Genomic DNA, 23,061 nt, shown 5'->3' on the forward strand with positions numbered 1-23,061 from the left:
CAGCGCGGGGGGTGCGCCGGTCGAGTAGCCGCGCGAGGAACGAGTCGGCGTATCGAGACCAACGAGGGCCGTCAGATGTAGATCGCGGGGTCTGTGTAGAAGGCCTCTGCCGTCGGCTCCGCCGAGTGTGCCCTCGGGCGTGCCACGGCGGGGATGCCCGTGATCACCGAGTAGGGCGGCGCGTCGTGCACCACCACGGCCTGGGCTCCCACGACGGAGTGCGCGCCGATCACCAGCGGGCCGAGCAGCACGGCTCCGGCTCCCACGGTCACGTCGTTTCCGAGAGTCGGATGCCGCTTCTCGCGCGCCGTGCTCCGACCGCCGAGCGTGACCCCGTGATAGAGCATCACATCGTCGCCGATCTCGGCCGTCTCGCCGATCACGACTCCCATGCCGTGGTCGATGAAGAAGCGACGCCCGATCACCGCACCGGGGTGGATCTCGACGCCGGTCAGAAAACGCACGTACTGCGAGACGAGCCGCGCGGGCAGACGCAGCCGGCGCATCCAGAGCCTGTGAGCGACGCGATACCCCCACACGGCGTGCAACCCCGAATAGCTGAGCAGCACCTCGAGCCGCGAGCGGGAGGCGGGATCACGGAGTCTGGCCGTGCTGATGTCTTCGCGAACGCGAGCGAATGCCCCGGACGCGGCCAGCGGCATCCGGTTAGTCCTGAAGGTCTTCGTACAGCACCGTCGACAGGTAGCGCTCGCCGTAGCTCGCGACGACCACGACGATGGTCTTGCCCGCGTTCTCGGGGCGGCCCGCGAGCTCGAGAGCTGCGGTCACCGTGGCGCCCGACGAGATGCCGGCGAGGATTCCCTCTTCGGCGGCCAGGCGGCGAGCCATCGAGACCGACTGCGTGATGTTCACGTCGATGACCTCGTCGTAGACCTCGCGGTCGAGCACCTCGGGCACGAAGTTGGCACCGATGCCCTGGATCTTGTGCGGGCCGGGAGCTCCTCCGTTGAGGATCGGCGACTCGGCGGGCTCGACGGCCACGACCTGCAGACCGGGCTTCTGCTCCTTGAGGTAGTTGCCGGCGCCGGTGATGGTTCCACCGGTTCCGATGCCCGCGACGAAGATGTCGACGGCGCCGTCGGTGGCGTTCCAGATCTCGGGCCCCGTGGTCGCGCGGTGGATGGCCGGGTTCGCGGCGTTGGCGAACTGCTTGGCCAGCACGGCTCCGGGGGTGTTGGCGACGATCTCCTCCGCCTTCTCGACGGCTCCCCGCATGCCCTCGGGGCCGGGGGTCAGAACGAGCTCGGCACCGTAGGCGCGAAGCAGCGTGCGGCGCTCTTTCGACATGGACTCGGGCATCGTGAGGATGACCTTGTAACCTCGGGCCGCTCCGACCATGGCGAGGGCGATACCCGTGTTGCCCGAGGTGCCCTCGACGATGGTTCCGCCCGGCGGCAGCTCGCCGGACGCCTCTGCCGCATCCACGATCGCGACACCCAGGCGGTCTTTGACGCTGGCCGAGGGGTTGTAGAACTCGAGCTTCGCGAGAACGGTGGCGCCCAGGCCTTCGGTCACGCGGTTCAGGCGAACCAGCGGAGTGTTTCCGAAGACCTCGGTGATGTCGTTGTAGATGCTGGACATGGCGGCAAATCCTTAACTGAACTCATGCGAGCTCGACGACGAGAAGGGGACAACTCTCTCAGCCTAGGGAGTCCGGAAGAGCGCGAACCTATTGTTACGACAACTATCAGCAATTCGTGCTGGTTATGGCAGAAAGTCGTTGCTGTGGTTGTGCCCGCTGGGGGCTGTGATCTTGCCGACAGGCGCTGGTGACACAACTCGTTTTGTCTCAAGATCAGCTCATGACGAATCCAGCCACCACCATCGAGCAGCCCGAGCCCACGCAGAATCTGAAGGGTATCGTCGGCCATCGACTGATCTACACCTACGCCAATGGCTGGCAGTACGAGATGTACGTGAAGAATGCCACCACGATGGACTACCGGATCCACAGCGGAATGGTGGGGGGTCGCTGGGTGAAGGATCAGACCATCGACCTCGTGATGCTCACGGAGGGCGTCTTCAAGGTCTCTTGGAACGAGCCCACGGGAACCTCCGTGGTCGTCAACATCGTTCCGGACGAACGTGTGCTGCACGGCACGATCTTCTTTCCGCACTGGGTCGAACTCGACGGCAGCAAGACCGTTCTCTTTCAGAACGATCACCTCGAGCAGATGCGCGCATACCGCGATGAGGGTCCGACCTATCCGATCTTCACTGTTCCCGAGTTCGCCAAGATCACTCTGTTCGAATTCGTGGGAGAGGACGACGACCAGGTCATCTCGGTGGCGCCTGCCGATCTGCCGGCTGATTTTGCGCAGCGAAGCAACTGACGACTCCGCTCGAGCTGGCAGCGGCCTGTCGATCTAGAGCGTCTTGCGCATCTTCACGCTCACCGGCTCGTATCCCACGGAGTCGTAGAGCGTGCGGGCTGCGGCGTTGAAGGCGAAGACGCTCAGGCCCAAGGTCTGCGCGCCGTGCGAACGCGCATAGTCTTCGGCCAGGTTCATCGCCTCGCGCCCGATGCCCCGGCCTCGGTGGTGTTCGTCGACCAGAACGTCCCAGATCCACCACGACGTGTCGTCGCCCGAATCGCTGCGTCCCAGCCACAGGTATCCGACGTAGCGCTCGAGCTCATCGACGAGGTCGAAGACCGCGTTCAGCGCCGTCGGCGCTCCCGAGGCGAAGACGCCATCCATCGACTCGGCCGAGTGCCGCCGCGCCTCCTCGTGCGACTCGCCCGTGACGATGAGATCTCTCTCGTACTCGTCGCGGCTTCGCTCGAGCCACGCGGGAAAGCGTTCTGGACTCATCGGAACCAAGTGAACGGGCATGCAACCAGTGTGGCGCACTGTCGTAACACCATGTCAGAGTCAGAAGGGGCAGGGCTCTTCTGCTTTCACCTGCTTTGGATTGTCGTTTCTGACCGCTTCGAAGAGGCCTTTCGGGGCCGCTCGCATTGTGCCCTGAGGTTCGAAGAAGTACCGAAGTCCGGCCGGCGAAGTCCAGATGAGGGTGTTGTCTTCAACCTGCTCGATCTGCCACCTCGTGTGATGTTTGACTCTGTGATGGCTGGGCGCCAAAGGGGCGAGGTTGTCGTCTTCGGTCAGTCCGTCGGCGGCGAAGTCGAGTGTGTGGTCGATGTCGGCGTGCACCGAGTCGTCGGCGCAGCCGCCAAAGACGCAGTACGGATGCACGAGTGTGGCGTGATCGCGCATCTCCTGAGTGGGCCGGTAGTCGGTTGGGCTCAATCGCAGGATGCGGCCAGTTATGGGATCGGTCAGGATGCGCCGCCACGACGTCGCGTCCGCTGTGAGTCGTGCCGCGGTGACCGGATCGATGGGCCCGTAGCCGCGGAGTATCGCCGGTTCATGTCCCACTCCGAGAAGCGTCATCGCAGGAACCATGACGTGCACCCGGCCGCGGATTCCCTTTGTTGCACCAGGAATCGACGTTTCGCCGTTCAGGAGGAGGTCGGAGAGCACGTCGACCCGCAGCTGGGTGACGCTGCGCGGATCACCACCGACCTTGAGACTCTTTGCCAGCGACATTGCCCTGTGTGCGATCGAATAGATCTCGGGAGCCGGGGCGTACAGGGTGAGGTAGGCCATGCCGTCTCTGGCTGGATCAACCGTCACCCTTCGGGTCTTCACCGCCTTCTCGACCTGCTCGACAACGGTCTTCGGGTTTGCCGTTTGCGCCTGCGAGCGGGCCCGGTACTCGAGCTGCTTGTACGTCAGACCCGGGGCAAGCCGCGCCATGCGAGCGTCGTATTTCTCGAGCGCCCCACCCTCCAGACCATCGGAGTATGTCGCGATCACGGCCGCGTGCTCTTCGGATATGTCGCCCGCAGCCAGCACGGCGAACGACGCGGGTAGTTTCGACACGAGCGCGATCGCAGTATCGGCAAGGCTGCGAGCGCGGTATTCGGTGCGGTGTGTGAGCATCGCGATCTCGGTGAAGAACTCCACCTCGGCGACACGGTCAGGAGACCAACGCGGGCCCGCCGTGGACTGGTCGCTCGGGGCTTCGGCCAACAGCAATTGCCAGGCGTCGTACACCTCGGTGGCCCGCAACGCAGACAGCTCGGCTATCTCCCTGTCGCGGGCGGCTATTCGCTCGAGCGCCGCCACGTATGGCGACTGCTCGAAGCTGATATCTGGGGATGTCATAGCTGAAGTCAATCAGTGACCACCGACACTGGCCCGAGCAGTCAAACAGGCCAATGATCAGGGATTAGACCTGTGGAAAACCTACCGCAGCGGTGCCCTGGGGAGGAGGAGACGATCGCGCGCGTAAAATCGGTGAGTGGCAGTCTCGAAGGTCCTCCTCTATTACGCGTTCACTCCGCTAGCGGACCCCGACGCCATTCGTCTATGGCAGCGCGATCTCTGTGAGTCGCTCGGACTGCGCGGCCGCATCCTGATTTCACAAGACGGCATCAATGGAACCGTCGGCGGAGAGCTCGGTGCGGTCAAGAAGTACCTGCGCAAAACCCGCGACTACCCGGCATTCAAGCATCTCGACGTCAAGTGGAGCGAGGGATCGGGGCTCGATTCTTCACAGAGTTATCCACAGGCTCCTCACGGTGTGAGTCTCGACTTTCCGAAGCTGGTCGTGAAGGTGCGCGATGAGATCGTGAGTTTCGGCGCTCCCGAAGAATTGCACGTCGATGAGACCGGAGTTCGCGGCGGAGGAACGAAGCTGACTCCCGCCGAGCTGCACGAACTCGTCGAGGAGAAAGCGAAAACGGGCGACGACGTGGTGTTCTTCGATGGTCGCAACTCGTTCGAGGCCGAGATCGGCAGATTCGACGGCGCGATCGTGCCGGATGTGTCGAACACACGCGAGTTTGCTGCCGTTCTCGACTCCGGCGCGTACGACCATCTCAAGGGAAAGCCAGTAGTTACCTACTGCACAGGCGGTATTCGCTGCGAAGTCCTCTCGAGCCTGATGACCTCGAGAGGGTTCGGCGAGGTGTACCAACTCGACGGCGGGATCGTGCGCTACGGCGAGACTTTCGGCGATTCCGGGCTGTGGAACGGCTCGCTCTACGTCTTCGACAACCGAGTCTCCATCGACTTCAGCCCCGACGCGGCAGTGATCGGTGAGTGCCATCGCTGCGGCGCATCCACGAAGCGCATGCAGAACTGCGCCGAGGTGTCCTGCCGCACCCAGCTCGTGATCTGCGACGCCTGCGCCCAGTCGCGGCCGCCCGCGTGCTCCGAGCACGAGAGCATCGTAGCCGGATAGTTTCCACAGAGTTATCCACAGTCCGATCGGCCTAGGCTCAGCTCATGAACACCAAAGACAAGGCTCATCAGCTTCTTCATCTCCACGAGCAGCGCGCGATCCTCCAGGTCATCAACGTGTGGGACGTCGCAAGCGCCCGTGTGGTCGCCGATCTTCCGGGAACCACAGCCCTGGCGACGGCCAGCCACAGCATCGCCGCGACCTTCGGCTACGACGATGGCGAGAACATCCCGCTCGAGCTGATGCTCGACATGTGCGGGCGCATCGCGGCCGCCACGGACCTACCCGTGTCGGCCGACCTCGAAGCCGGATACGGCGATCCGGGTGAGACCGTGCGCCGGGCGATCGGGGTGGGAATCGTGGGCGCGAACCTCGAAGACCAGATGAGGCCGCTGATCGAGTCGGTCGAGAACGTCGCCGAGGTGACGAAAGCAGCGGAGAAAGAAGAGGTGGGCTTCGTTCTCAATGCCCGCACCGACGCGTTCATCAGAGCCGGAGACCGCCCGCTCGATGACGTGATCTCCGACGCCATCGAGCGCGGTCGCGCCTATCTCGACGCCGGCGCCGCGTGTATCTTCGTTCCGGGGCTGCTGAGCGAGCAGACGATGATCCGCCTCGTCGAAGGAATCGGCGAGCACCGCGTCAGCGTGATCAACGTGCCGGGGTCACTCACGCCGGCGAGGCTCGAGCAGCTGGGCGTTGCGCGCATCTCGTATGGACCCTGGACGCAGCGCGTCGCACTCACCGCGCTGCAGGCATCCGCCCGTGAGCTGCTGACCGGCGGCCACCTGCCCGAGGGCACGCAGCCGCTCAACTAACCGACGGTCAGAACGCGCTGCTCGGCAGGTCTCGGGCGCCGGATGCGATGGCGTCGACGATCACGCCGGCCACGTGATCGGCGTCGTGACCCGCGGGAAAGGCAGGCGCGGTTCCGGCGATCGCGCGCGTCACCAGCCCGGTCTCTGTGTGGCCGGGTCGAGCGTCGAGCAGCCGGATGCCTGCCCGACGGTTCTCGCGACCGGCAGCCACCATGAACGCCGCGAGCGCGGCCTTCGACGCAGAGTAGGCCGCGAGCCCAGCGGTCGGAGCCTCTGCCACTATTCCGCTTATCGTGACGACCACGGGCTCCCGCCCCTCCTCCGCGCTGCGAGACAGCGCGGGGAGGGCGGCGGTGATCAACTCGATCGGCGACGCCGCATTGACGGCGAACAAGTCGGCGACCGTCTCTGGTTCGAGTTCCGACGCCGGCCCGAAGGCCACGACGCCGCTCGCGATGACCACAGCGTCGAGTCCGCCGAGGCGACGCTCGGCCTCGGCCACGACGGCCGCCGATTCGCGGTGCAGATCGGCTGGGATCGTCTCGGCGGCGAGGTCGAGCGCGTCGAGCCGATCGACATCACGGGCGCTGAGTGCGAGCACGGCACCCGCCTCCGAGAGTCGCCTCGCGATACGCGATCCGAGTCCACCCGTCGCCCCGACCACAAGAATGCGCTTTCCCCTGAGTTCTGTCATGGGCCCACGCTAGGCGCGACCGAAGGATCGGTCGAAGACATTGACAGGTCGTCATCGAGGCCGAATGTGTCGAAGAGCTCCACCCCACGGCCGTGTCCGATTTCCGCTAGCCACCCGTCAGTGGATGCGGCAGGGTTGAGGCATGGATTTCGGCGAGCGGTACCGCGTGATCGAGTCGCGCGACGCGCGGTTCGACGGTCGCTTCGTCACCGCCGTCAGTTCGACCGGCATCTACTGCCGACCGAGCTGCCCGGCCCGCACGCCCAAGCCCACGAACGTCACCTTCTACCCCACGAGCGCGGCGGCCCATCTGGCCGGGTACCGCGCGTGCAAGCGCTGTCTGCCAGAGGCGACGCCCGGCAGCCCCGAATGGAACCTGCGTGAGGACGTCGCCGCACGGGCGATGCGACTCATCGCGGACGGTGTGGTCGAGCGCGACGGCGTCGACGGGCTGTCTCGCCGAATCGGGTACTCGGCTCGGCAGCTGAACCGCATCCTCGTGGGAGAACTCGGAGCCGGCCCGATCGCGCTCGCCCGGGCCCATCGTGCGCAGAACGCCCGAACCCTGATCACGGGTACGGCCATGCCGATGGCCGACGTGGCCTTCGCGGCCGGTTTCACCAGCATCCGCCAGTTCAACGACACCGTCTCCGAGGTGTTCGATCTCACTCCGTCGGTCCTGCGGTCACGATCGCGCGCGACTCCGGCCTCGGGGGCACCGGATGCCGCCGGCTCGATCCGTCTCGCGCTGCCCTATCGCGAGCCACTCGACGTCGACGGACTCTTCGCCTGGTTCCCGCCGCGAGCGATCGCAGGGGTGGAGACGGCCGGGCCTCGCCGATATGCGCGCACTGTGCGACTTCCGCACGGCGCGGCCCACGTCGAGCTGAGCGCGCCCGAGCGCTCCAAAGGCCATCCCCGTATCGACGCCGTGGCCCGTTTCGAGAACATCGCCGATCTTCCGGCGCTGCTCAGCCGCGTGCGGCGGCTGCTCGACCTCGATGCCGATCCACAGGCCGTCGATACCGTCCTCTCCCGCGACGAGCGCCTCGCATCCGAGGTCGCTCGCGTGCCCGGCATCCGGGTGCCCGGTGCCCTCGATGCCGGCGAGATGCTCATCCGGGCGCTCCTCGGCCAGCAGGTCACCGTGGCTGCCGCGCGCACGCAGTTGGCGCGACTGGTCGACGCACTCGGCGACAAGCTGCCCCTCTCGATCCATGACGACGATGCCGCGCATGTTCACCCTCGCCTCTTTCCCACCCCGGCTGCGATTGCGGAACACGCGCACGAGATCCTCCGCGGTCCCGTCGCCCGTACCGACACGGTGCGCCGCGTTGCCGAGGCGCTCGCCGACGGTTCGCTCTCGATCGATATCTCAGACACGCGAGACGATGTGACCGCCCGTCTCACTGCGATTCGTGGCATCGGCCCTTGGACGGCCGACTACGTGGTCATGCGCGCTCTCGGGCACCCCGACGTGTTCGTGCGTCGCGATGTCGCGATCCGGTCGGGCGCGCGCACCCTCGGCTTCGCTGACGGCGACGCGGCACTCGCCGCCGAGGCCACCGCCTTCGCACCCTGGCGCAGCTACCTCTCTATGCACCTCTGGCGTGCGGCCGCTGCGCCGACGCCCGCTTCAACTCCCCCACCGACGTCTCACCCGGCTTCTCATCCGAAGGAACACCCATGACCGCGACAGCCCTCCTCCACACCATCGATACGCCCGACGGGCCGTTCACGATTCTCGAAGACGACGAGGGGCGGGTGCTCTCGTCGGGCTGGACGGAATCAGACGAGGCCGTGCTCGCCCGCCTGGCTCCGCGCAACCGTCCGAACGCGGTGGCGGGGCGATCTGCCAACACCCGGGCGGTCGAGGCGTTCTATTCGGGCGACGTCTACGCCATCGATGACGTGCCCGTGCGCCAATTCGGCACTCCCCTGCAGACCGTCTCGTGGGCGGAGCTACGGCGCATCGCCCCGGGATCACCCATCACATACACCGAACTCGCCGCCCGAAGCGGCAATGCGCGCGCCGTGCGCGCGGCAGCGAGCGCGTGCGCCCGCAACGCTCCCGCACTCTTCGTGCCGTGCCACCGCGTGATCAACACGGCCGGCGGCCTCGCCGGATTCGCCTGGGGCATTCCCGTGAAACGCTCCCTACTGGCACGGGAAGCGGCCGCCGCGAACAACGGGTAGCGCTTTATGCCGCTCGGCCGGCCCGGCGCAGAAGGCGTCTGCTGCGACGCGCGTCGCGCCGCCCGTTCGAGTTGCTCGTCGTGAAGTCGCGCGCATCCGAGTCGGAGAGGGCGACCAGCACGAGGATGTCGAGCGAGAGGCCGAGCAGCCCGCCGTTCTCGAGTGTGAACGAGGTGCCGTCGGCGAAGAAGTCGGCGGCCGAGCCCAGCACCAGAACCGTGGCGAGGATCATCGCCACGAATCGCGCCCGGTTGCTGCCCGTGAAGATGAACCGCGCCACCGCCAGGTCGATGATCACGGCGATGCCCAACAAGACCATGATCACGACGAACACGGCGCTCGACAACGCCTGATCGTCGGCACTGGTGCCCAGATCGAGCGAGACGTCGACGTCCTTCCAGTCGAAGGCGATGTTCACCGCGGTCACGATCGTCGTCACGGTGCGCAGCAGAATCAGCAGCACCCCGAGGTAGATCGAGATGGGCCGCCTCACGACTCCACCTCCGGCCCCGCGCCCGACGTCACGGGCACCTGCCTCAGATCGATCTGCGGAAGGTCGCCATCCGTCGCGATGGCATCGCCGCCGCCGTTGACGGCGTGATAGCCGGTCGAGAAGTTCCGGATGACGGACACGGTCGCGTCAGGATTGGCCGCCGTGACCGTCGCCACGATGTGGTCGCGTTCCACGTCGGTGTCGGCATCGATCTTGTGCGTGACCTGCAGGGTGAACAACGACAGCCCGACACTGCGGTCGTAGGTTCCGGCCGCGAGCCACTGGGTCGGAATTCCGCCGGGAAGGAGCCACCCCTCGGGCGCCCGCCAGAAACGCACGTGATGCCTCTGTGCCGGGTTTCCGGCGACCTCCTGCTGATAGGTGAAGTCCTGGATGTTGCCGAAGAGATAGAGCGGACTCACGGGCGCATCGGAGTAGCTGCGCCGCATGATCGTCGACATCACGATGCGCCCTGCCGAGGTGAGGCTCACCTCGTCGGCGCGGGTCCAGCCCGCGGCCACCATCGAGGCGTGCACCTGCTCTACGCTGCCGAACAGCGACAGATTCACCGGGTCGCCGAGCAACCCCTCGCGCGTGCGGGCGCGACCGATGAAGTAGTCGGGCACATAGATCACGGTGAGCAGCGTGTGGATGCGTGGCAACAGAAGGTAGGCCAGCACCACCCAGAAGATGAGAATGAACCAGAGGTTCTGCCACCCGCGCGTGAACGATTCGGTGACGAGCAGGTAACCGAGCCACGCCGTGGCTACGGTGCCGAACACGAAGAAGGCCCGGTCGAAAAGCCGCACGATCCCGAGGCGCTGGCGCGCGGCATCCGGATGCGCGTCGCGCTCGTCGGCTTCGAGTTCGCCGAGCGATGTCGACATGACTAGACCGACGCAGCCGCGACGGGAACGGCCGCCGGTGGGAGTTGCAACAGTGCCCCGCGGGTGCGGCAGGTCGCGGCGGCCACCGCCATCGCCCGCTCGAGAACCGCCTGCCACTCGTCTCCGGTCTGCGGCAACTCCCCCGTCGCGCGCGCCTCGACAAGGCTCGCCGCGACACTCGCCAGCGTGGCGTCGCCCGCTCCCATCGTGTCGACGACGGGCTCCGACATGAGGGTGATCGGCTGGTGCACGAGAATGCCAGACTCCGTGGCGATGGATGCGCCGTCACGCCCCGCCGTCGACAGCACGGTCTGCGAGCCGGTCGACGTGAGCCCTTCGGTGAGCATGAGCAGCGACGCGTTGTAGAGCAACGCGGCGTCTTCGTCGCCGACCTTCACGAGCAGCGCCGTGGCCGCGACGCGCTCGAAGTTGGTCACGAAGTCGTGCACCGAATGCAGCATTCCCTCGCGCGGGTTCGGGTCGATCAGCAGTCTGGTCTGCGGCTCCGACACGGTGTCCTCGAGCAGCGCGACCTGATCGGCCGAGTCGAAGCGCAGGCAGCTGACGACGACGAAGGGGGCCGCGTCGATCGCCCGCCGCACCCGATCGTCGAACTCGATGAAGCGCTCGACCGAGGCCTCGTTGAAGCTGTACCGGGGTTCCCCGTCTGTTCTGTCGGAGATCGCTCGAGCCGTGCCACGGGGGCTCGGCGTCGCGATGAGTTCGACCCCGTACTCCGCGAGAAACGCCCGGATCTTGTCTCCGTCTGAGTCGTCGCCCACCATCGCCACGAGGGTGGTCTGCACGCCCAAGCGGGTGAGCCCGACGGCCACATTGAGCGCGGCTCCACCCACGAAATCCTCAGAGCCCTCCGGAGTGCGGAACTCGTCTATGAGTGCGTCGCCGATCACCACAACGGAACCCGTCGCCTCTACCATTACGCACCCTCACGTTCGACCAGCCTCAGGATGCACACTCTATTACTGGTGACTTCCCACGCGCACCCGAATAGGGTGGTGTGGATGCCTCGACTACTCCGCCCTGCCAGCCGCCGCGACGTGCGACCATGACCGCGGGCGTGACGATCGAGTTCTCGGGCCTCACCAAGACCTTCGGAGCGGTGAAGGCGGTGTCCGATCTCTCATTCACCGTCGAGCCGGGGCGCGTCACCGGTTTCCTCGGGCCCAATGGGGCGGGCAAGACCACGACTCTGCGCATGCTGCTGGGGCTCGTGCGGCCGACCTCCGGCACCGCGACCTTCGGCGGAACCGCCTATCGCGATCTGCCCACGCCGCTCGCGACCGTGGGCTCCGCGCTCGAGGCGGCCAGCTTCCATCCGGGCCGCAGCGCGGCAAACCATCTGCTCACGTACACCCAAGCCGCAGGGCTCGACCGCGAGCGCGTGCAGCTCGTTCTGCATCGAGTGGGCCTCGGCGCCTACGGCGATCGACGCGTCGGCGGATACTCGCTGGGCATGCGCCAGCGCCTCGGCCTCGCGTACGCGCTGCTCGGAGACCCGCGCGTGCTGGTGCTCGACGAGCCCATCAACGGCCTCGACCCCGAGGGCATCAAGTGGATCAGGTTGTTGCTGCGCGAGCTCGCCGACGAGGGGCGCACCGTGCTCATCTCGTCGCACCTGCTGAGCGAGGTGCAGCAGAGCGTCGACGAGGTCGTCATCGTGTCGCACGGCAAGCTCATCCACCGCGGTTCGCTGGCCAGTCTCGACCAGTCGGAGCAGAAGCAGGTCATCGTGGATGCGACGGATCGCGCGGGTCTGGCCGCAGCGCTCGAGGCTGCCGGCTACACCGTGAGTGCCCTGCGCGGCGGCGTGCTGGTCGAGAACGCCGAGGCTGCAGACGTCGGGCGCATCGCCTTCGCCGCGGGCATCGCCGTGACTGCACTGTCTCAGAAGCGAGTGGGTCTCGAAGAGAGCTTCTTGCACCTCGTCGGAGAGGAGGGGGCACTGTGAGTCGTTTCGGCGGAGCCCTCCGTTCGGAGGTCACCAAGATCACGTCCACCCGCATGTGGTGGATCCTCGCGATCATCATGATCGCCTACGTCGCCGTGTGCGCTGCCGGAGCAGCAGGTCTCTTCGGCGCTCTCGGCGAGTCGACCAACGGCCCCTCCATCCCGGGTGACCGCCTGGCCCCGCTGATCTACAGTTTCGGGCCGACGCTCGGGTACGTCTTCGCGGTGCTCCTCGGGGCGCTGGCGACCACGAACGAGTTCCGTCACCAGACGCTGACCCCCACGTTCCTGGCCACGCCGCGACGTGGTCGGGTGCTCGTGGCGAAGCTGGTCGCGCTCACCGGCGCGGGCGCCCTCTACGGCGTGCTGGCCATGGTCGCGGCGGTGGGCGCTGGAGGAGGACTGCTTCTCGCGTTCGGCGTCGACCCGCAGTTCGGCGATCCTGCAACGTGGGCGCTGGTGGGCCGCTCCATTCTCGCCATGGCGCTGTGGTCGGCCATCGGCGTCGGTCTCGGAGTTCTCGTTCCGAGCCAGGTGGCCGCGATCGTGATCGTGCTGGCGTTCACCCAGTTCGTCGAGCCCCTGCTGCGACTCGCGTCGTCGTTCGCTGAGTGGACCGCGCAGATCGGCCAGTTCCTTCCTGGCGCGGCGAGCGACGCGCTGGTCGGGGCGAGCTTCTTCTCCCTCGCCGGAGGTGCCGGAGGGCCGAGCCTGGAGTGGTGGCAGGGCGGCCTGGTGCTGCTCGGTATCACCGTGCTCGTGAGCGTTCTGGGCTGGTTCACGAGCTGGCGTCGCGACGTCACCTGACCCTTTTCATACTCGACGGGGCGGCTTGCGACCGTCGCCGAGCACGCGCAAGATGGACGGACGACGAAAGGAGTTCTTCATGAGCAGCCTGCCCGATCCCCTGTTGGAGCCCGATCCCGACGCCGAGCGCGAGGTCGATCTCGAGGTCGATGAGCTCGACGTGCCCACAACGATAGACCCCGACGAACGCGTCGAACTCGACGACGACGACCCCGAAGCGATCGAGGGCGACGGACCCCGTCTCTGATCGACGGGCCCGTCGCCCGATCCGAACGGCGAGATGTCTCGCGCGAGGAATGATTTCGTCACACTGACGCGTTTGCCAGAGAGTCGCTCTAGCCTCGACAGACACCTCATCGAACGAAAGAAGCATCGTCGTGCAGCTTTTCTCCCCCGTCTCGCTCGGCTCCCTCAACCTCGATAACCGCGTGGTGATGGCGCCGCTCACTCGCCTCAGGGCTGAAGAGGGCGGAGTTCCGGGCGAACTCATCGCTCTGCATTACGCGCAGCGCGCCACGGCGGGACTCGTGATCACCGAGGGAACGTTCACCTCGGCGGGCGCGCAGGCCTACGCGGGCCAGCCCGGCATCGAGACCGACGAGCAGGCCGAAGGATGGGGCCGCGTCGCCGCCGCCGTGCACGATGAAGACGGCCTGATCGTGATGCAGCTGATGCACGCGGGGCGCGTCACGCATCCGCTCATCAACAGCGGACTCACGATCTACGCACCCAGCGCGACCGCCATCGAGGGAGAGGTGCGCACGCCCGACGGCGCGTTCCCCTACCCCGTTCCGACGGCCGCCACCGAGGACGACATCGCGCGCATCATCGACGAGCACGTCGCTGCGGCCCGCCGCGCCGTCGAGGCCGGATTCGACGGTGTCGAGGTGCACTCGGCCAACGGGTACCTGCTGCACCAGTTCCTGTCGCCCACGAGCAACACCAGATCGGATGCCTACGGCGGCTCCCCCGAGAATCGCGCCCGTTTCGGCGCTGAGGTCATCACCGCCGTCGCCCGCGAGATCGGCGCCGACCGAGTCGGCGTGCGCATCTCACCCGAGCGCAACATCCAAGACGTGTTCGAGAAAGACGCCGACGAGACGCGCCTCACCTACGAGACGCTGGTCGACGCGATCGCACCGCTCGGCCTGGCGTACCTCAGCGTGCTGCACCCCGAGCCGGGCTCCGCGTTGGTGCAGGATCTGCGCCACCGCTTCGGCGGTTCCCTCATTCTGAACAACGGCTTCACCACGCCGACCACCCGCGAGGAGGCGCGCAGCCTCGTGAACGAGGGGCTCGCCGATGCCGTGGTGGTGGGCCGCGCGCTGCTGGCGAACCCCGACCTGGTGCGCCGCTGGAGAGAAGACACCGAGCTGAACGAGCCCGACGCGAAGACGTTCTACGCGTCGGGAGCAGCGGGCTACACCGACTACCCGACCCTGTAGCGGAGTTCCTACGCTGGTCGAGTAGCCGCGCGACGAAGGAGCCGTCGTATCGAGACCACCTTCGAGGGTCTCGATACGGCCGCGAGCGGCCTACTCGACCAGCGACGTCGTGATCAGTCGGTGGCGATCTCTTTCGCCGGGTCTTCGCTCGCCGGCGGCAGGCGGAGCGCCCGCAGGAGCTCGAGTGCGTGCGTCGTGGTGATGATCACGCGCATGAACTCCGAGCCGTCGCCGTCGATGTCGATGACCACCGACGTGCGTGTGCCCTTGATGAGCAGGAAGTCCTTGCCGTCGTGGACCTTCCAGGTGCCGATGGCCAAGGTCAGCGGAACCGCCGAGCCCGGCGCCCGGATTCCACGCACCCACACCCACGGGTCTTCGGTGATGACGGCCGAGCGGATGAGCTCGAGCGGGATATCGATATTCGTGCGGCGCAGCGACAGAATCTTCTCTGCCCCGGTCAGGCGGATCTCGAGTCGATCGGTGTGCACGAACAGAACAGCCATACGTCTATCCTGCCCGCGATAGCTGGCGATATGCGCAATTCACCGGCCGATGCTCGTCACGATCTGACTACGACCGGCGATCGCGCCCGGCTTCAACCGATCGCGACCACGCTCACCGCGATCTTGGGCATCTCATCTGCGGGCGTGCCCACGGGCGCCGTCTGCAGCAGATACTCGAGCACGGCTGCATGCACCCGCTCGCAGACGGCACGCGACGCATCGGCGTCGGCTATGCCGATTCGGATGCGCACGGTCGGCTCGACGAGGTGCGCCGCGACATCCCGGGCCAGCCCCGCGACGACCGTCGGCAGACCGAGGACCTCGGGCAGCTGCGGGTAGACGCTGGTGACTCCGGGAACCGCCCGCACGACGTCGTCGATACTCGCGGCCGAAGCGCTCGTCTCGTCGATCACAGCGCGCCTCCCTCGTTCGAAGCCGAACCGTCGCCGGCATCATCGGGTTCCTGATCGCTCACCTGCGCGAAGTACACGTCGTGCACGGTGATGTCGATGCTCGCGATCGTGAGCTCGGTGTGCTTGAGCAACGCTGAATAGATGGCCTCGCGAGCACGGTCGACTGTCTCGACGATGCGCTCACCCCAGAAGACGGATGCGTCGATCGACACGGTGATCGGGGTACCCGGCGCCGTGACGTCGCCATCGAGACGGCAGCGGCCGATGATGAGTCCACCGGAGCGATCTCCCGCGGCCCGGATCAGTCCACGCACAGCGCCCTCCGTCACCGAGAGGGTCGCGCGCGGCGAGGGCGGCAACAGCGGGATGTCGCGCCCGGCTCGTGCCTCGCGCCCGATGCTCTCGAGAATTCCTCCCAGCCAATCGTCGTTGCGCGGGGCCTCCGCCGCGGCATCCACCTCGACGAGCGACTTCGAGATCTGTCGCAGTCGCTCCAGCGAGCTGAGGGCGATGCGACATCCGGGAGATCCCTCGATCGAGGGATCGAGCGGTGTGCGTCCGCGGTCGAGATAGTCGCTGAGCTCGTCGATCGTGTGGCCGTCGAGATCGTCATTCTCATCGCGAGCATCATGTGCGTCGTTGTCGAGATCGGTCATCGCCAGGCCTCCATTTCGGTCATGAGATTGCGTCGAGCGCGCGAGAGCAGCCCACGCACGGTGCTGGCGGGAATGCCCATCTGCTCGGCGATCTCGTCGTAGCTGTGTTCGCCGACCTCGCGCAGCACCCAGCAGCGCTGCTGATCGAGCGGCAGGGTGGTCAGCGCCTGCGACACCGCCTCGTGCAGCGAGGTCGCCTCGCTGACGGCGTGGGGCGAGAGCCTGTCGGGCTGGGCCGCATCGACGTCGTCGACGTCGAGGTGGTCTTTTCGTGCGCGGATGCGGTCGATGCTCTTGTGGCTGACGATGCGCATCAGCCAGCTCTTGACCACCGAGCCGTCGTTGAGCGAGGGCAGGTCGCGCCACGCCGTTATCAGGGTCTCTTGCACGACATCGTCGACCTCGTCGTTCGAGCCCAGGATGCGGCGGGCGTAGGCACGCAGCAACGGCCCGTATCGCCGGGCCAGCACCTCGAACGCGCGAGTGTCTCCGTCGGCTGCGCGTCCTGCGAGGATGCGATCGTCGGCGTCCTCGAGAGAGAACCGATAGGGAGCCGCGCTCACCGAACTCTCCCGTTCCCACGTCTTCGAAAAAACTTTTACGTGATCTGTGACGATCTGCCGACTGAATGCGACCTACAAGTGAACTATTCCACACCCACAAGGAGAAAACCCATGGCCAGCACGAGCACCTCGAACGCCGCTACCCCCGCTAGCATCAGCACCCCGACCAACGTGCAGACCGCCCTCGGCAAGACGGTGATCAACGATGGCGTCGTCGCCAAGGTGGCCGGAATCGCCGCCCGCGAGGTCGCCGGAGTCTTCGCTCTCGGAGGCGGAGCCGCCCGCGCGCTCGGCGCCATCCGGGGCGCGATGAACAGCACCGACCTGTCACAGGGAATCAGCGTCGAGGTCGGCGAGACCCAGGTAGCCGTCGACGCGACCATCGTCGCCGAGTACCCCGCGCCGCTGCAGCAGGTGGCCGACGGCGTCCGCGCATCCATCATCTCTGCGGTCGAGACCCTCGTGGGCATGCAGGTCACCGAGGTCAACGTGAACATCGTCGATGTGCACATCGCGAGCGATGACGACGAGGCCGAAGCCGAAGCGCGAGTCCTCTAGGCCCAGCGCCGAGGCCGTGGTTCCCCCTGCGGGTGCGGGCGCGTAGTATCGAACGCGTCAGGCACCCGCACGGGAGCCAGTGTCCGGAAAAGGGGCACGAAGTCGGTCGCGATGTCGCACCGAGCGAGACATATACGGAATCCATCCGTTGCGTCTCGAAAGGCTCACCTGTGCCCTCTGTCTCTGCGCACGTCGCGCTCACTCTCTCTCGTTTCGTCGATCACGTGTTCGGCGTGATGGGCAACGGCAACGCCTACTTCCTCGACTCCCTCGAGCGCGATACCGCCGTGCTCTACACGGCGGCACGGCACGAGGCTGGGGCTGTTGTTGCTGCCGACGCCTACTACCGGGCCGGCGGCGGGCTGGCCGCAGCCACCGCCACCTATGGCGCCGGCTTCACGAACACGTTGACGGCGCTGGCCGAGGCCGTGCAGGCCAAGGTGCCGCTTGTGCTCGTGGTGGGCGACGAGCCGACGTCGGGCCCGCGTTCGTGGGACGTTGACCAGATCGCCCTCGCCTCGGCCGTCGGTGCTCGCACCTATACGGTCGGGCGAACGGATGCCGCGGCCACCACGGTGATCGCCGTCGAGCACGCTCTCACCTATCGCGTGCCCACGGTTCTCGCCATCCCGTACGACGTCGCGACGCTCGACGCGGGGCCCGTTCCTGACGCCCCGGAACCGAGACTGCCCGATCCTCTGACCCCGTCGGGGGCGTTCGTCGAGGCTGCCGTGCTCGAGGCAGCCGCCCTGCTTGCGACAGCCGAGCGCCCCTTCCTCCTCGCAGGGCGCGGCGCATGGCTCTCCGGCGCGGGGCCGGCACTCGGCGCGCTCGCCGAGGCGACCGGAGCACTCACCGCATCCACGGCCCTCGGACGCGGCGTGTTTCCCGACAGCCGCTACGACCTGGGCGTGACCGGCGGCTTCGGCGCCGAAGCCGCGATGCAGCTCGTCGGTCAGGCCGATGTCGCCATGGTCTTCGGCGCCTCTCTCAACCAGTTCACCATGCGCTTCGGCGGACTCTTCTCCCCCGGTACGCGCGTGGTGCAGATCGATGTCGCGGCAACCGCGACGCACCCTCACGTCGGGTCCTTCATCCGCGGCGACGCTCGGATCGTCGCCGAGCGGCTGCTCCACGAGCTCGGTGCGTGGCCGGTCGATGAGACCGCTTCGTCGAGACCCGGATGGCGCGACTCGGTCGATCTGAACGGCATCCAGGCGCGGCATCCAGGCGACGGGCTGGCCCCTGACGGCCGCCTCGACCCCCGCTCGGCGGCGCAGCGCATCGGCGAGCTGCTGCCCGACGATCGCGTGGTCGTCTCCGACGGCGGCCACTTCATCGGCTGGGCCAACGCATACTGGCCGGTGGCGACTCCCGACCGGATGCTCATGGTCGGCACGGCGTTCCAGTCGATCGGTCTCGGCTTCGCGAGCGTGCCGGGAGCGGTTCGTGCGAAGCCGGGATCGACCGTGGTTCTGACCACGGGCGACGGCGGCGGGTTGATGGCCCTCGCCGATCTCGAGACCGCCGTGCGGGTGGCCGGCGGCCACGGTCTCGCCGTGGTCTGGAACGATGCGGCGTATGGCGCCGAGGTGAATCTCTATGGACTGAAGGGGCTGGCCGAGGGGCCTATGCGCATCCCCGAGGTCGACTTCGCCGCCCTCGCCTCCGCGATGGGCGCCCGAGGTGTGGCCATCCAGACGGTCGAGCAACTCGACGTGCTGGCCGATTGGGCTGCGTCGCCGATCGACGAGCGACCATTTCTGCTGCTCGACCTGCGCATCTCGTCTGCCGTGCTGTCTCCGCACCAGGAGGAGATCATCCGCGCCGCCGGCTGAGTCACGTCACCTGGCGGCGCGGAGTTCGATCAGGCGCGCTTGGCGCCGTAGAGCGGTGACTTCGCCTGCTCGTCTTCGTGGTCGGGGCCGAGCGGAATGCCGCTTCTGTCACGCAGAAGAAGCGTCGCGATGAGGCCCAGCGCCGTCATGCCCGCGAGGTACCAGGTGACCGACATCGTCGTGCCCGTGGCCTGCACCAGCGCGGTCGCGATCGTCGGGGCGAACGCGCCGCCCAGAATGGCACCGATCGCGTACGAGATCGAGACACCCGAGAACCTGATCGAGGCGGGGAACAGTTCGGCATACAGGGCGGCCTGAGGACCGTAGGTGAGGCCGAGACCGATGGTCAGAATGGCGATGCCCGCGAACAGCCCGCCGATCGAGCCCGTGTTGACCAGCGGGAAGAGGGCGAACACACCGACGAGTTGGAGCACCCAGCCGACCAGGTAGGTGGTGCGGCGACCGATCTTGTCGGAGATCCATCCGGCGACGAAGGTCGAGAGCAGCCAGGTGACCGCGCTGCCCGCGACCGCCCAGAGCACCGGGCCTCGCTCCAGACCGATCGGGCCTTCCGGGTTCGTCGCGTAGTTCTGGATGTAGCCACCGGTGGTCATGTAACCGACGGCGTTGTTGCCAGCGAAGACGAGGGCAGCGATGACGACGAGGAGCGTGTGCTTCTTGAACAGCTGCGCGATCGGCATGCGGGCCTTGACCTTGCGCTGCGCGAGCTCGGCGAAGACCGGGCTCTCTTCGACGCTGCGGCGAACCCAGTATCCGATGGCGATCAGCACGATGCTGAGCAGGAAAGGCACTCGCCATCCCCATTCGAGGAAGGCGTCGCCCGGGGCGATCACAGCCATGATCGCCATCATTCCCGAGGCGAGCAAGAGCCCGAGCGGCACGCCCATCTGCGGTGACGCACCGAACAACCCGCGCTTCTTGGTGGGTGCGTGCTCGACGGCCATCAGCACGGCGCCGCCCCACTCACCGCCGGCCGAGATGCCCTGGATGATGCGCAGCAGGATGAGCAGGATCGGCGCCGCGATGCCTATCTGCGCGAACGTCGGCAACAGTCCGATGAGGGCCGTCGCCGCCCCCATCAGAATGAGGGTGAGCACGAGCACGACCCGTCGACCGTATTTGTCGCCGAAGTGTCCGGCGAGGAACGCACCGAGCGGGCGGAACAGGAAGCTGACGCCGACCGTGGCGAAAGAGAGCAAGATGGCGGCTTGCTCACCCGCGGGCTGAAAGAAGAGCTGCCCGAAGACCAGCCCCGCCGCCGAGGCGTAGATGAAGAAGTCGTACCACTCCACGGTCGTGCCGATGATGGTGGCGAACACCACTCTGCGGCGATCGGCCACCGCCGCGAAAGACCCCGTAGGCGTCAACGAACCCGAACTCATATGTACTCCCTTGTACGGCGAGGGCAACGGTGTTCGATTATCGAATACGCGTTGCTACTATCGAACTTCAGCGTAGCGAAGCGCGACCGCAGCGCAAGAGGGTACCGGCGTCCTTACGCCGAAAGAATGCGTGAAGAGGCTCAGGCAGGCCGGATGACGAGCGTCTCGCCCGCCGCGGCCTGCCATGTCGTCGCCATCCGGTCACTCTCGGCGCCGACCGACGCGAAGTGAATCGAGTCGACGTCGACACGCCCACTGATGGTCGCCACCCAGTCGCCGACGGGCACCGTGATGGTGAACGTTCGTGCCACCGAGGCTTCGATCTCGGCACGAACGAGTCGGCGCCCGTTCCATTCGAGTGCGACTCGCGCCCCGCCGCGGGCTCGGATGTTCTGGGCCTCGCCGGCATACCAGCGGGGCGGCACCGCGTTGAGCAACCGGATCGAGTCGTTCTGGCTCTGCACGAGGGCCTCGACGATGCCGGCGGCTCCGCCGAGGTTGCCGTCGATCTGGAACAGGTGCCCGTCGGGGTGAGTCTTGACGTCGACGGGGTGGAGGTCGAGGAGTGACGAGGAGCTGAGGCCGTCAGTGAGCACGTCGAGCGAGTGCTCGACGAGAGCGGCATCTCGTGCGCGGGCCGCCAGGCACAGGATCCAAGCCTGACTCCACCCGGTGTACCCGCTGCCATGGGAAACGCGATCCTCGAGGGCTCTGCGTGCGGCTTCGAACATCTCGGGAGACGCGTACTCGTCGAACGAGGAGCCGGGGAAGAGGCCCAAGAGGTGCGAGGTGTGCCGGTGGCCCCGCGCGCGCGGCTCCCAGTCCTCGGCCCACTCCTGGAGCAGCCCGTCCTGGCCGATCCGCGGCCTGCGCACGAGCGGCAGCGCCGCCCGTACGGCGGCGACGAGCTCCTCATCGCCGTCAACCGCGTCAGCCTCGACAAGCAGCCGCTGGAACAGCTCGAGCACGAGCGTCTGATCCATCGTGACCCCCGCGCTCACGGCGAAAGCCGCCTCGTCGCCGCCTGGCCTGAAGCTGTGTTCCGGTGAGGTCGACGGCGATACGACGAGAGTTCCGTCTGTATACGGCTGCAGCAGAGACAGGGCGAAGCGGGCCGACCCTGCGAGCGCTTCCCAGGCCCGCGCGCGAAGGGCTGGGTCGTGGCCAGGGGCGAAGTCGAGGTGATCCCAGAGCTGCAGGGTGAGCCAGAGCCCGCCGGTCGGCCAGTTCGACCAGGTCGCGTCGCCCGGCTCGAGGCCACGAACGAGGTTCGAGAAACCCCAGATATCGGTGTTGTGGTGCACGCACCACCCTTCGGCCCCGTAGGTGCTCGCCGCCGTGCGCGAGCCGGTGACCTCGAGTCCGAAGACGAGCTCGTTGAAGGGCTCGGTGAGCTCGCCGAGCCCGCTGGGGTCGGCAGGCCAGTAGTTCATCTCGACGTTGATGTTCGTGGTGTAGTTCGAGCTCCACCCCGGGCGCACGCTGTCGTTCCAGATGCCCTGAAGCGTGGCGGCCTGAGTACCGGGCCGGGAGCTCGAGATGAGCAGGTATCGACCGAGGTGGTGGTACAGCTCGTCGGTCTCGGTCTTCGACGAATCATCGCCCGGCGCGGCAACCAGTCGCAGATCGCTCCGATCGAATAGCTCCGAGTGCGCCTCGCGATGACGAGCGCGGAGCTCGTCTGTCGTCGTGGCCGCGACACCGCGGAGCGTCGCGAGAACCTGCTCGGAGAGTGCGGCGCCGTCGGCACTCGGGCGCTCAGACCGGCCGCGGAACCCGTCGGCGGCCGCCACGAGGATGCGTGTGGTGGAGCCCGTCGCCCCAGGCGTTTCCCTGGTCTGCACGAGGATTCCCACGGCGAACCCCATGCCGGCGTCGACAAGACCATCGGCGTCGGGCTCGCCCGCGTCGTAGACGACCGCATCCGGAACGTCGCCGAGGTACTGAGGGAGGACGCGCGCCGGGGCGCGACCCGTCGCGATGTCGACGTACTCGCCACCGCCCAACGGCACCCGCTCGTGTCGCACGGAATGGGGCGAGTGGAATGCTGGCGCGGAGTCGGAGCGTGTCGGCTGCGAGACCTCCATCACCATGACCTGCTCCGTCGCGCTCACGAAGGTCTCGACCTCGATGCGGCCGCCAGCGGTGTCGTAGGCGACCGTCGCGGCAGCCCGTGCCAGGTCGAGCGACCGGGAGTAGCCGCCGGAGGCGGCATCGCCGTATGCCCAGTCGATGAACCCGAGCGGCTCGTACGACTGGGTGTATCCGTCGGACTGCATGCGCATCGCGAGTTCTTCGGCGCGCGCCCACTCGCCCTCGCGCACGGCGTCACGGAGCGAGCCGAGGAAGCGCCGGGACTGCTCGCCGTCGGAGTCGTCGGCGTCGAGCGGCCCACCCGACCAGAAGGTGTCGAGGTTGAGATCCACGTGCTCGCGACCGGCCCCGCCACGCACCGACGCGCCGAGGCGTCCGTTGCCGAGCAGAAAGGAATCGTTGATCGAGACAGCCGGCTCGTCTCGGGTGATGTCGAAGCGTCTCATCG

Annotated in this window: 25 protein-coding genes; 11 read left to right on the plus strand and 14 right to left on the minus strand. The window is 67.0% G+C overall.

Annotated elements, in window-relative coordinates; genetic code table 11:
* Nucleotides 1-71 precede the first annotated feature (71 nt).
* Together epsC and cysK are read right to left on the minus strand one after the other, a co-directional pair.
* Nucleotides 72-662 (minus strand): serine O-acetyltransferase EpsC, encoded by a 591-nt coding sequence (gene epsC, locus CCK87_RS15325; protein ID WP_086462279.1) that lies wholly within the window; start codon nucleotides 660-662, stop codon nucleotides 72-74.
* Between the two features lie 4 nt (nucleotides 663-666).
* On the minus strand, nucleotides 667-1,602 hold the full coding sequence (gene cysK, locus CCK87_RS15330; RefSeq protein WP_086462280.1) for a cysteine synthase A: 936 nt from the start codon (nucleotides 1,600-1,602) through the stop codon (nucleotides 667-669).
* 221 nt (nucleotides 1,603-1,823) lie between these two features.
* Between cysK and CCK87_RS15335 the strand changes: the two genes are divergently transcribed.
* A complete protein-coding gene (locus CCK87_RS15335; protein ID WP_086462281.1) occupies nucleotides 1,824-2,354 on the plus strand; it encodes a phenolic acid decarboxylase in 531 nt (176 codons plus the stop codon).
* A 33-nt stretch (nucleotides 2,355-2,387) separates the two neighbouring features.
* On the opposite strand, the gene CCK87_RS15340 is transcribed toward CCK87_RS15335, so the two are convergent.
* Nucleotides 2,388-2,855 carry a GNAT family N-acetyltransferase gene (locus tag CCK87_RS15340; RefSeq protein ID WP_086462282.1) on the minus strand — a complete coding sequence of 156 codons (468 nt, stop codon included), beginning with the start codon at nucleotides 2,853-2,855 and terminating at the stop codon, nucleotides 2,388-2,390.
* Between the two features lie 39 nt (nucleotides 2,856-2,894).
* Complete coding sequence (locus tag CCK87_RS15345) at nucleotides 2,895-4,193, minus strand: HNH endonuclease signature motif containing protein (RefSeq protein ID WP_086462283.1); 1,299 nt, start codon at nucleotides 4,191-4,193, stop codon at nucleotides 2,895-2,897.
* A gap of 136 nt (nucleotides 4,194-4,329) precedes the next feature.
* Between CCK87_RS15345 and CCK87_RS15350 the strand changes: the two genes are divergently transcribed.
* Together CCK87_RS15350 and CCK87_RS15355 are read left to right on the plus strand one after the other, a co-directional pair.
* Nucleotides 4,330-5,274 (plus strand): rhodanese-related sulfurtransferase, encoded by a 945-nt coding sequence (locus tag CCK87_RS15350; RefSeq protein ID WP_086462284.1) that lies wholly within the window; start codon nucleotides 4,330-4,332, stop codon nucleotides 5,272-5,274.
* Nucleotides 5,275-5,318: 44 nt separating this feature from the next.
* A complete protein-coding gene (locus CCK87_RS15355; protein WP_086462285.1) occupies nucleotides 5,319-6,092 on the plus strand; it encodes an isocitrate lyase/phosphoenolpyruvate mutase family protein in 774 nt (257 codons plus the stop codon).
* Between the two features lie 7 nt (nucleotides 6,093-6,099).
* Here CCK87_RS15355 and CCK87_RS15360 read toward each other — a convergent pair whose 3' ends face one another.
* On the minus strand, nucleotides 6,100-6,786 hold the full coding sequence (locus CCK87_RS15360; RefSeq protein WP_086462286.1) for an SDR family NAD(P)-dependent oxidoreductase: 687 nt from the start codon (nucleotides 6,784-6,786) through the stop codon (nucleotides 6,100-6,102).
* Nucleotides 6,787-6,928: 142 nt separating this feature from the next.
* Here CCK87_RS15360 and CCK87_RS15365 point away from each other — a divergent pair, with 142 nt between their 5' ends.
* Together CCK87_RS15365 and CCK87_RS15370 are read left to right on the plus strand one after the other, a co-directional pair.
* Nucleotides 6,929-8,476, plus strand: coding sequence for an AlkA N-terminal domain-containing protein (locus CCK87_RS15365; protein ID WP_086462287.1), 1,548 nt, complete (start codon nucleotides 6,929-6,931; stop codon nucleotides 8,474-8,476).
* Entirely contained in the window at nucleotides 8,473-8,982 is a 510-nt protein-coding gene (locus CCK87_RS15370; protein WP_086462288.1) for a methylated-DNA--[protein]-cysteine S-methyltransferase, read from the plus strand. The genes CCK87_RS15365 and CCK87_RS15370 overlap by 4 nt, the downstream gene beginning before the upstream one ends.
* 4 nt (nucleotides 8,983-8,986) lie before the next feature.
* Here CCK87_RS15370 and CCK87_RS15375 read toward each other — a convergent pair whose 3' ends face one another.
* The 3 genes from CCK87_RS15375 to CCK87_RS15385 are packed head-to-tail and all read right to left on the minus strand — an operon-like array spanning nucleotide 8,987 to nucleotide 11,300.
* Nucleotides 8,987-9,475: a hypothetical protein gene (locus tag CCK87_RS15375; RefSeq protein ID WP_086462289.1), complete on the minus strand. Its 489-nt coding sequence runs from the start codon at nucleotides 9,473-9,475 to the stop codon at nucleotides 8,987-8,989.
* Nucleotides 9,472-10,362 (minus strand): LssY C-terminal domain-containing protein, encoded by an 891-nt coding sequence (locus CCK87_RS15380; RefSeq protein ID WP_086462290.1) that lies wholly within the window; start codon nucleotides 10,360-10,362, stop codon nucleotides 9,472-9,474. Before CCK87_RS15380 ends, CCK87_RS15375 begins: the two co-directional genes overlap by 4 nt.
* 2 nt (nucleotides 10,363-10,364) lie before the next feature.
* Nucleotides 10,365-11,300, minus strand: coding sequence for a PfkB family carbohydrate kinase (locus CCK87_RS15385; protein ID WP_086462291.1), 936 nt, complete (start codon nucleotides 11,298-11,300; stop codon nucleotides 10,365-10,367).
* Between the two features lie 128 nt (nucleotides 11,301-11,428).
* Here CCK87_RS15385 and CCK87_RS15390 point away from each other — a divergent pair, with 128 nt between their 5' ends.
* From CCK87_RS15390 to CCK87_RS15405, 4 genes are all read left to right on the plus strand, one after another.
* Nucleotides 11,429-12,331, plus strand: a complete 903-nt coding sequence (locus CCK87_RS15390; protein WP_086462292.1) for an ATP-binding cassette domain-containing protein — start codon at nucleotides 11,429-11,431, stop codon at nucleotides 12,329-12,331.
* Complete coding sequence (locus tag CCK87_RS15395; protein WP_249273929.1) at nucleotides 12,328-13,137, plus strand: ABC transporter permease; 810 nt, start codon at nucleotides 12,328-12,330, stop codon at nucleotides 13,135-13,137. The genes CCK87_RS15390 and CCK87_RS15395 overlap by 4 nt, the downstream gene beginning before the upstream one ends.
* A gap of 79 nt (nucleotides 13,138-13,216) precedes the next feature.
* Complete coding sequence (locus CCK87_RS18365; RefSeq protein ID WP_170927315.1) at nucleotides 13,217-13,384, plus strand: hypothetical protein; 168 nt, start codon at nucleotides 13,217-13,219, stop codon at nucleotides 13,382-13,384.
* A gap of 130 nt (nucleotides 13,385-13,514) precedes the next feature.
* Nucleotides 13,515-14,582: an alkene reductase gene (locus CCK87_RS15405; protein ID WP_086462294.1), complete on the plus strand. Its 1,068-nt coding sequence runs from the start codon at nucleotides 13,515-13,517 to the stop codon at nucleotides 14,580-14,582.
* Nucleotides 14,583-14,695: 113 nt separating this feature from the next.
* On the opposite strand, the gene CCK87_RS15410 is transcribed toward CCK87_RS15405, so the two are convergent.
* From CCK87_RS15410 to CCK87_RS15425, 4 genes are all read right to left on the minus strand, one after another.
* A complete protein-coding gene (locus CCK87_RS15410; protein ID WP_086462295.1) occupies nucleotides 14,696-15,088 on the minus strand; it encodes a hypothetical protein in 393 nt (130 codons plus the stop codon).
* A gap of 92 nt (nucleotides 15,089-15,180) precedes the next feature.
* On the minus strand, nucleotides 15,181-15,501 hold the full coding sequence (locus tag CCK87_RS15415) for a hypothetical protein (RefSeq protein WP_086462296.1): 321 nt from the start codon (nucleotides 15,499-15,501) through the stop codon (nucleotides 15,181-15,183).
* On the minus strand, nucleotides 15,498-16,157 hold the full coding sequence (locus tag CCK87_RS15420; protein ID WP_086462297.1) for a hypothetical protein: 660 nt from the start codon (nucleotides 16,155-16,157) through the stop codon (nucleotides 15,498-15,500). Before CCK87_RS15420 ends, CCK87_RS15415 begins: the two co-directional genes overlap by 4 nt.
* On the minus strand, nucleotides 16,154-16,720 hold the full coding sequence (locus tag CCK87_RS15425) for an RNA polymerase sigma factor (RefSeq protein WP_086462298.1): 567 nt from the start codon (nucleotides 16,718-16,720) through the stop codon (nucleotides 16,154-16,156). Before CCK87_RS15425 ends, CCK87_RS15420 begins: the two co-directional genes overlap by 4 nt.
* Before the next feature lie 111 nt (nucleotides 16,721-16,831).
* Here CCK87_RS15425 and CCK87_RS15430 point away from each other — a divergent pair, with 111 nt between their 5' ends.
* Both CCK87_RS15430 and CCK87_RS15435 read left to right on the plus strand, forming a co-directional pair.
* Nucleotides 16,832-17,278 carry an Asp23/Gls24 family envelope stress response protein gene (locus CCK87_RS15430; RefSeq protein WP_086462299.1) on the plus strand — a complete coding sequence of 149 codons (447 nt, stop codon included), beginning with the start codon at nucleotides 16,832-16,834 and terminating at the stop codon, nucleotides 17,276-17,278.
* Between the two features lie 170 nt (nucleotides 17,279-17,448).
* On the plus strand, nucleotides 17,449-19,116 hold the full coding sequence (locus CCK87_RS15435) for a thiamine pyrophosphate-binding protein (protein WP_086462300.1): 1,668 nt from the start codon (nucleotides 17,449-17,451) through the stop codon (nucleotides 19,114-19,116).
* Nucleotides 19,117-19,145: 29 nt separating this feature from the next.
* Here the strand turns inward: CCK87_RS15435 and CCK87_RS15440 are convergent, their stop codons facing one another.
* Nucleotides 19,146-20,519 (minus strand): MFS transporter, encoded by a 1,374-nt coding sequence (locus CCK87_RS15440; RefSeq protein ID WP_086462301.1) that lies wholly within the window; start codon nucleotides 20,517-20,519, stop codon nucleotides 19,146-19,148.
* 140 nt (nucleotides 20,520-20,659) lie between these two features.
* Entirely contained in the window at nucleotides 20,660-23,059 is a 2,400-nt protein-coding gene (locus tag CCK87_RS15445) for a glycoside hydrolase N-terminal domain-containing protein (protein ID WP_086462302.1), read from the minus strand.
* Nucleotides 23,060-23,061 lie beyond the last annotated feature (2 nt).

This window comes from Agreia sp. VKM Ac-1783 (genome assembly GCF_900177765.1).
GTDB lineage: Bacteria > Actinomycetota > Actinomycetes > Actinomycetales > Microbacteriaceae > Agreia.

What these genes read in the sequence shown, in the direction of transcription:
- epsC (WP_086462279.1), bottom strand. Translation starts at nt 662, where the DNA reads ATGCCGCTGGCCGCGTCCGGGGCATTCGCTCGCGTTCGCGAAGACATC.
- cysK (WP_086462280.1), bottom strand. Translation starts at nt 1,602, where the DNA reads ATGTCCAGCATCTACAACGACATCACCGAGGTCTTCGGAAACACTCCG.
- CCK87_RS15335 (WP_086462281.1), top strand. Translation starts at nt 1,824, where the DNA reads ATGACGAATCCAGCCACCACCATCGAGCAGCCCGAGCCCACGCAGAAT.
- CCK87_RS15340 (WP_086462282.1), bottom strand. Translation starts at nt 2,855, where the DNA reads ATGCCCGTTCACTTGGTTCCGATGAGTCCAGAACGCTTTCCCGCGTGG.
- CCK87_RS15345 (WP_086462283.1), bottom strand. Translation starts at nt 4,193, where the DNA reads ATGACATCCCCAGATATCAGCTTCGAGCAGTCGCCATACGTGGCGGCG.
- CCK87_RS15355 (WP_086462285.1), top strand. Translation starts at nt 5,319, where the DNA reads ATGAACACCAAAGACAAGGCTCATCAGCTTCTTCATCTCCACGAGCAG.
- CCK87_RS15360 (WP_086462286.1), bottom strand. Translation starts at nt 6,786, where the DNA reads ATGACAGAACTCAGGGGAAAGCGCATTCTTGTGGTCGGGGCGACGGGT.
- CCK87_RS15365 (WP_086462287.1), top strand. Translation starts at nt 6,929, where the DNA reads ATGGATTTCGGCGAGCGGTACCGCGTGATCGAGTCGCGCGACGCGCGG.
- CCK87_RS15370 (WP_086462288.1), top strand. Translation starts at nt 8,473, where the DNA reads ATGACCGCGACAGCCCTCCTCCACACCATCGATACGCCCGACGGGCCG.
- CCK87_RS15380 (WP_086462290.1), bottom strand. Translation starts at nt 10,362, where the DNA reads ATGTCGACATCGCTCGGCGAACTCGAAGCCGACGAGCGCGACGCGCAT.
- CCK87_RS15385 (WP_086462291.1), bottom strand. Translation starts at nt 11,300, where the DNA reads ATGGTAGAGGCGACGGGTTCCGTTGTGGTGATCGGCGACGCACTCATA.
- CCK87_RS15390 (WP_086462292.1), top strand. Translation starts at nt 11,429, where the DNA reads ATGACCGCGGGCGTGACGATCGAGTTCTCGGGCCTCACCAAGACCTTC.
- CCK87_RS18365 (WP_170927315.1), top strand. Translation starts at nt 13,217, where the DNA reads ATGAGCAGCCTGCCCGATCCCCTGTTGGAGCCCGATCCCGACGCCGAG.
- CCK87_RS15410 (WP_086462295.1), bottom strand. Translation starts at nt 15,088, where the DNA reads ATGGCTGTTCTGTTCGTGCACACCGATCGACTCGAGATCCGCCTGACC.
- CCK87_RS15420 (WP_086462297.1), bottom strand. Translation starts at nt 16,157, where the DNA reads ATGACCGATCTCGACAACGACGCACATGATGCTCGCGATGAGAATGAC.
- CCK87_RS15430 (WP_086462299.1), top strand. Translation starts at nt 16,832, where the DNA reads ATGGCCAGCACGAGCACCTCGAACGCCGCTACCCCCGCTAGCATCAGC.
- CCK87_RS15440 (WP_086462301.1), bottom strand. Translation starts at nt 20,519, where the DNA reads ATGAGTTCGGGTTCGTTGACGCCTACGGGGTCTTTCGCGGCGGTGGCC.
- CCK87_RS15445 (WP_086462302.1), bottom strand. Translation starts at nt 23,059, where the DNA reads ATGAGACGCTTCGACATCACCCGAGACGAGCCGGCTGTCTCGATCAAC.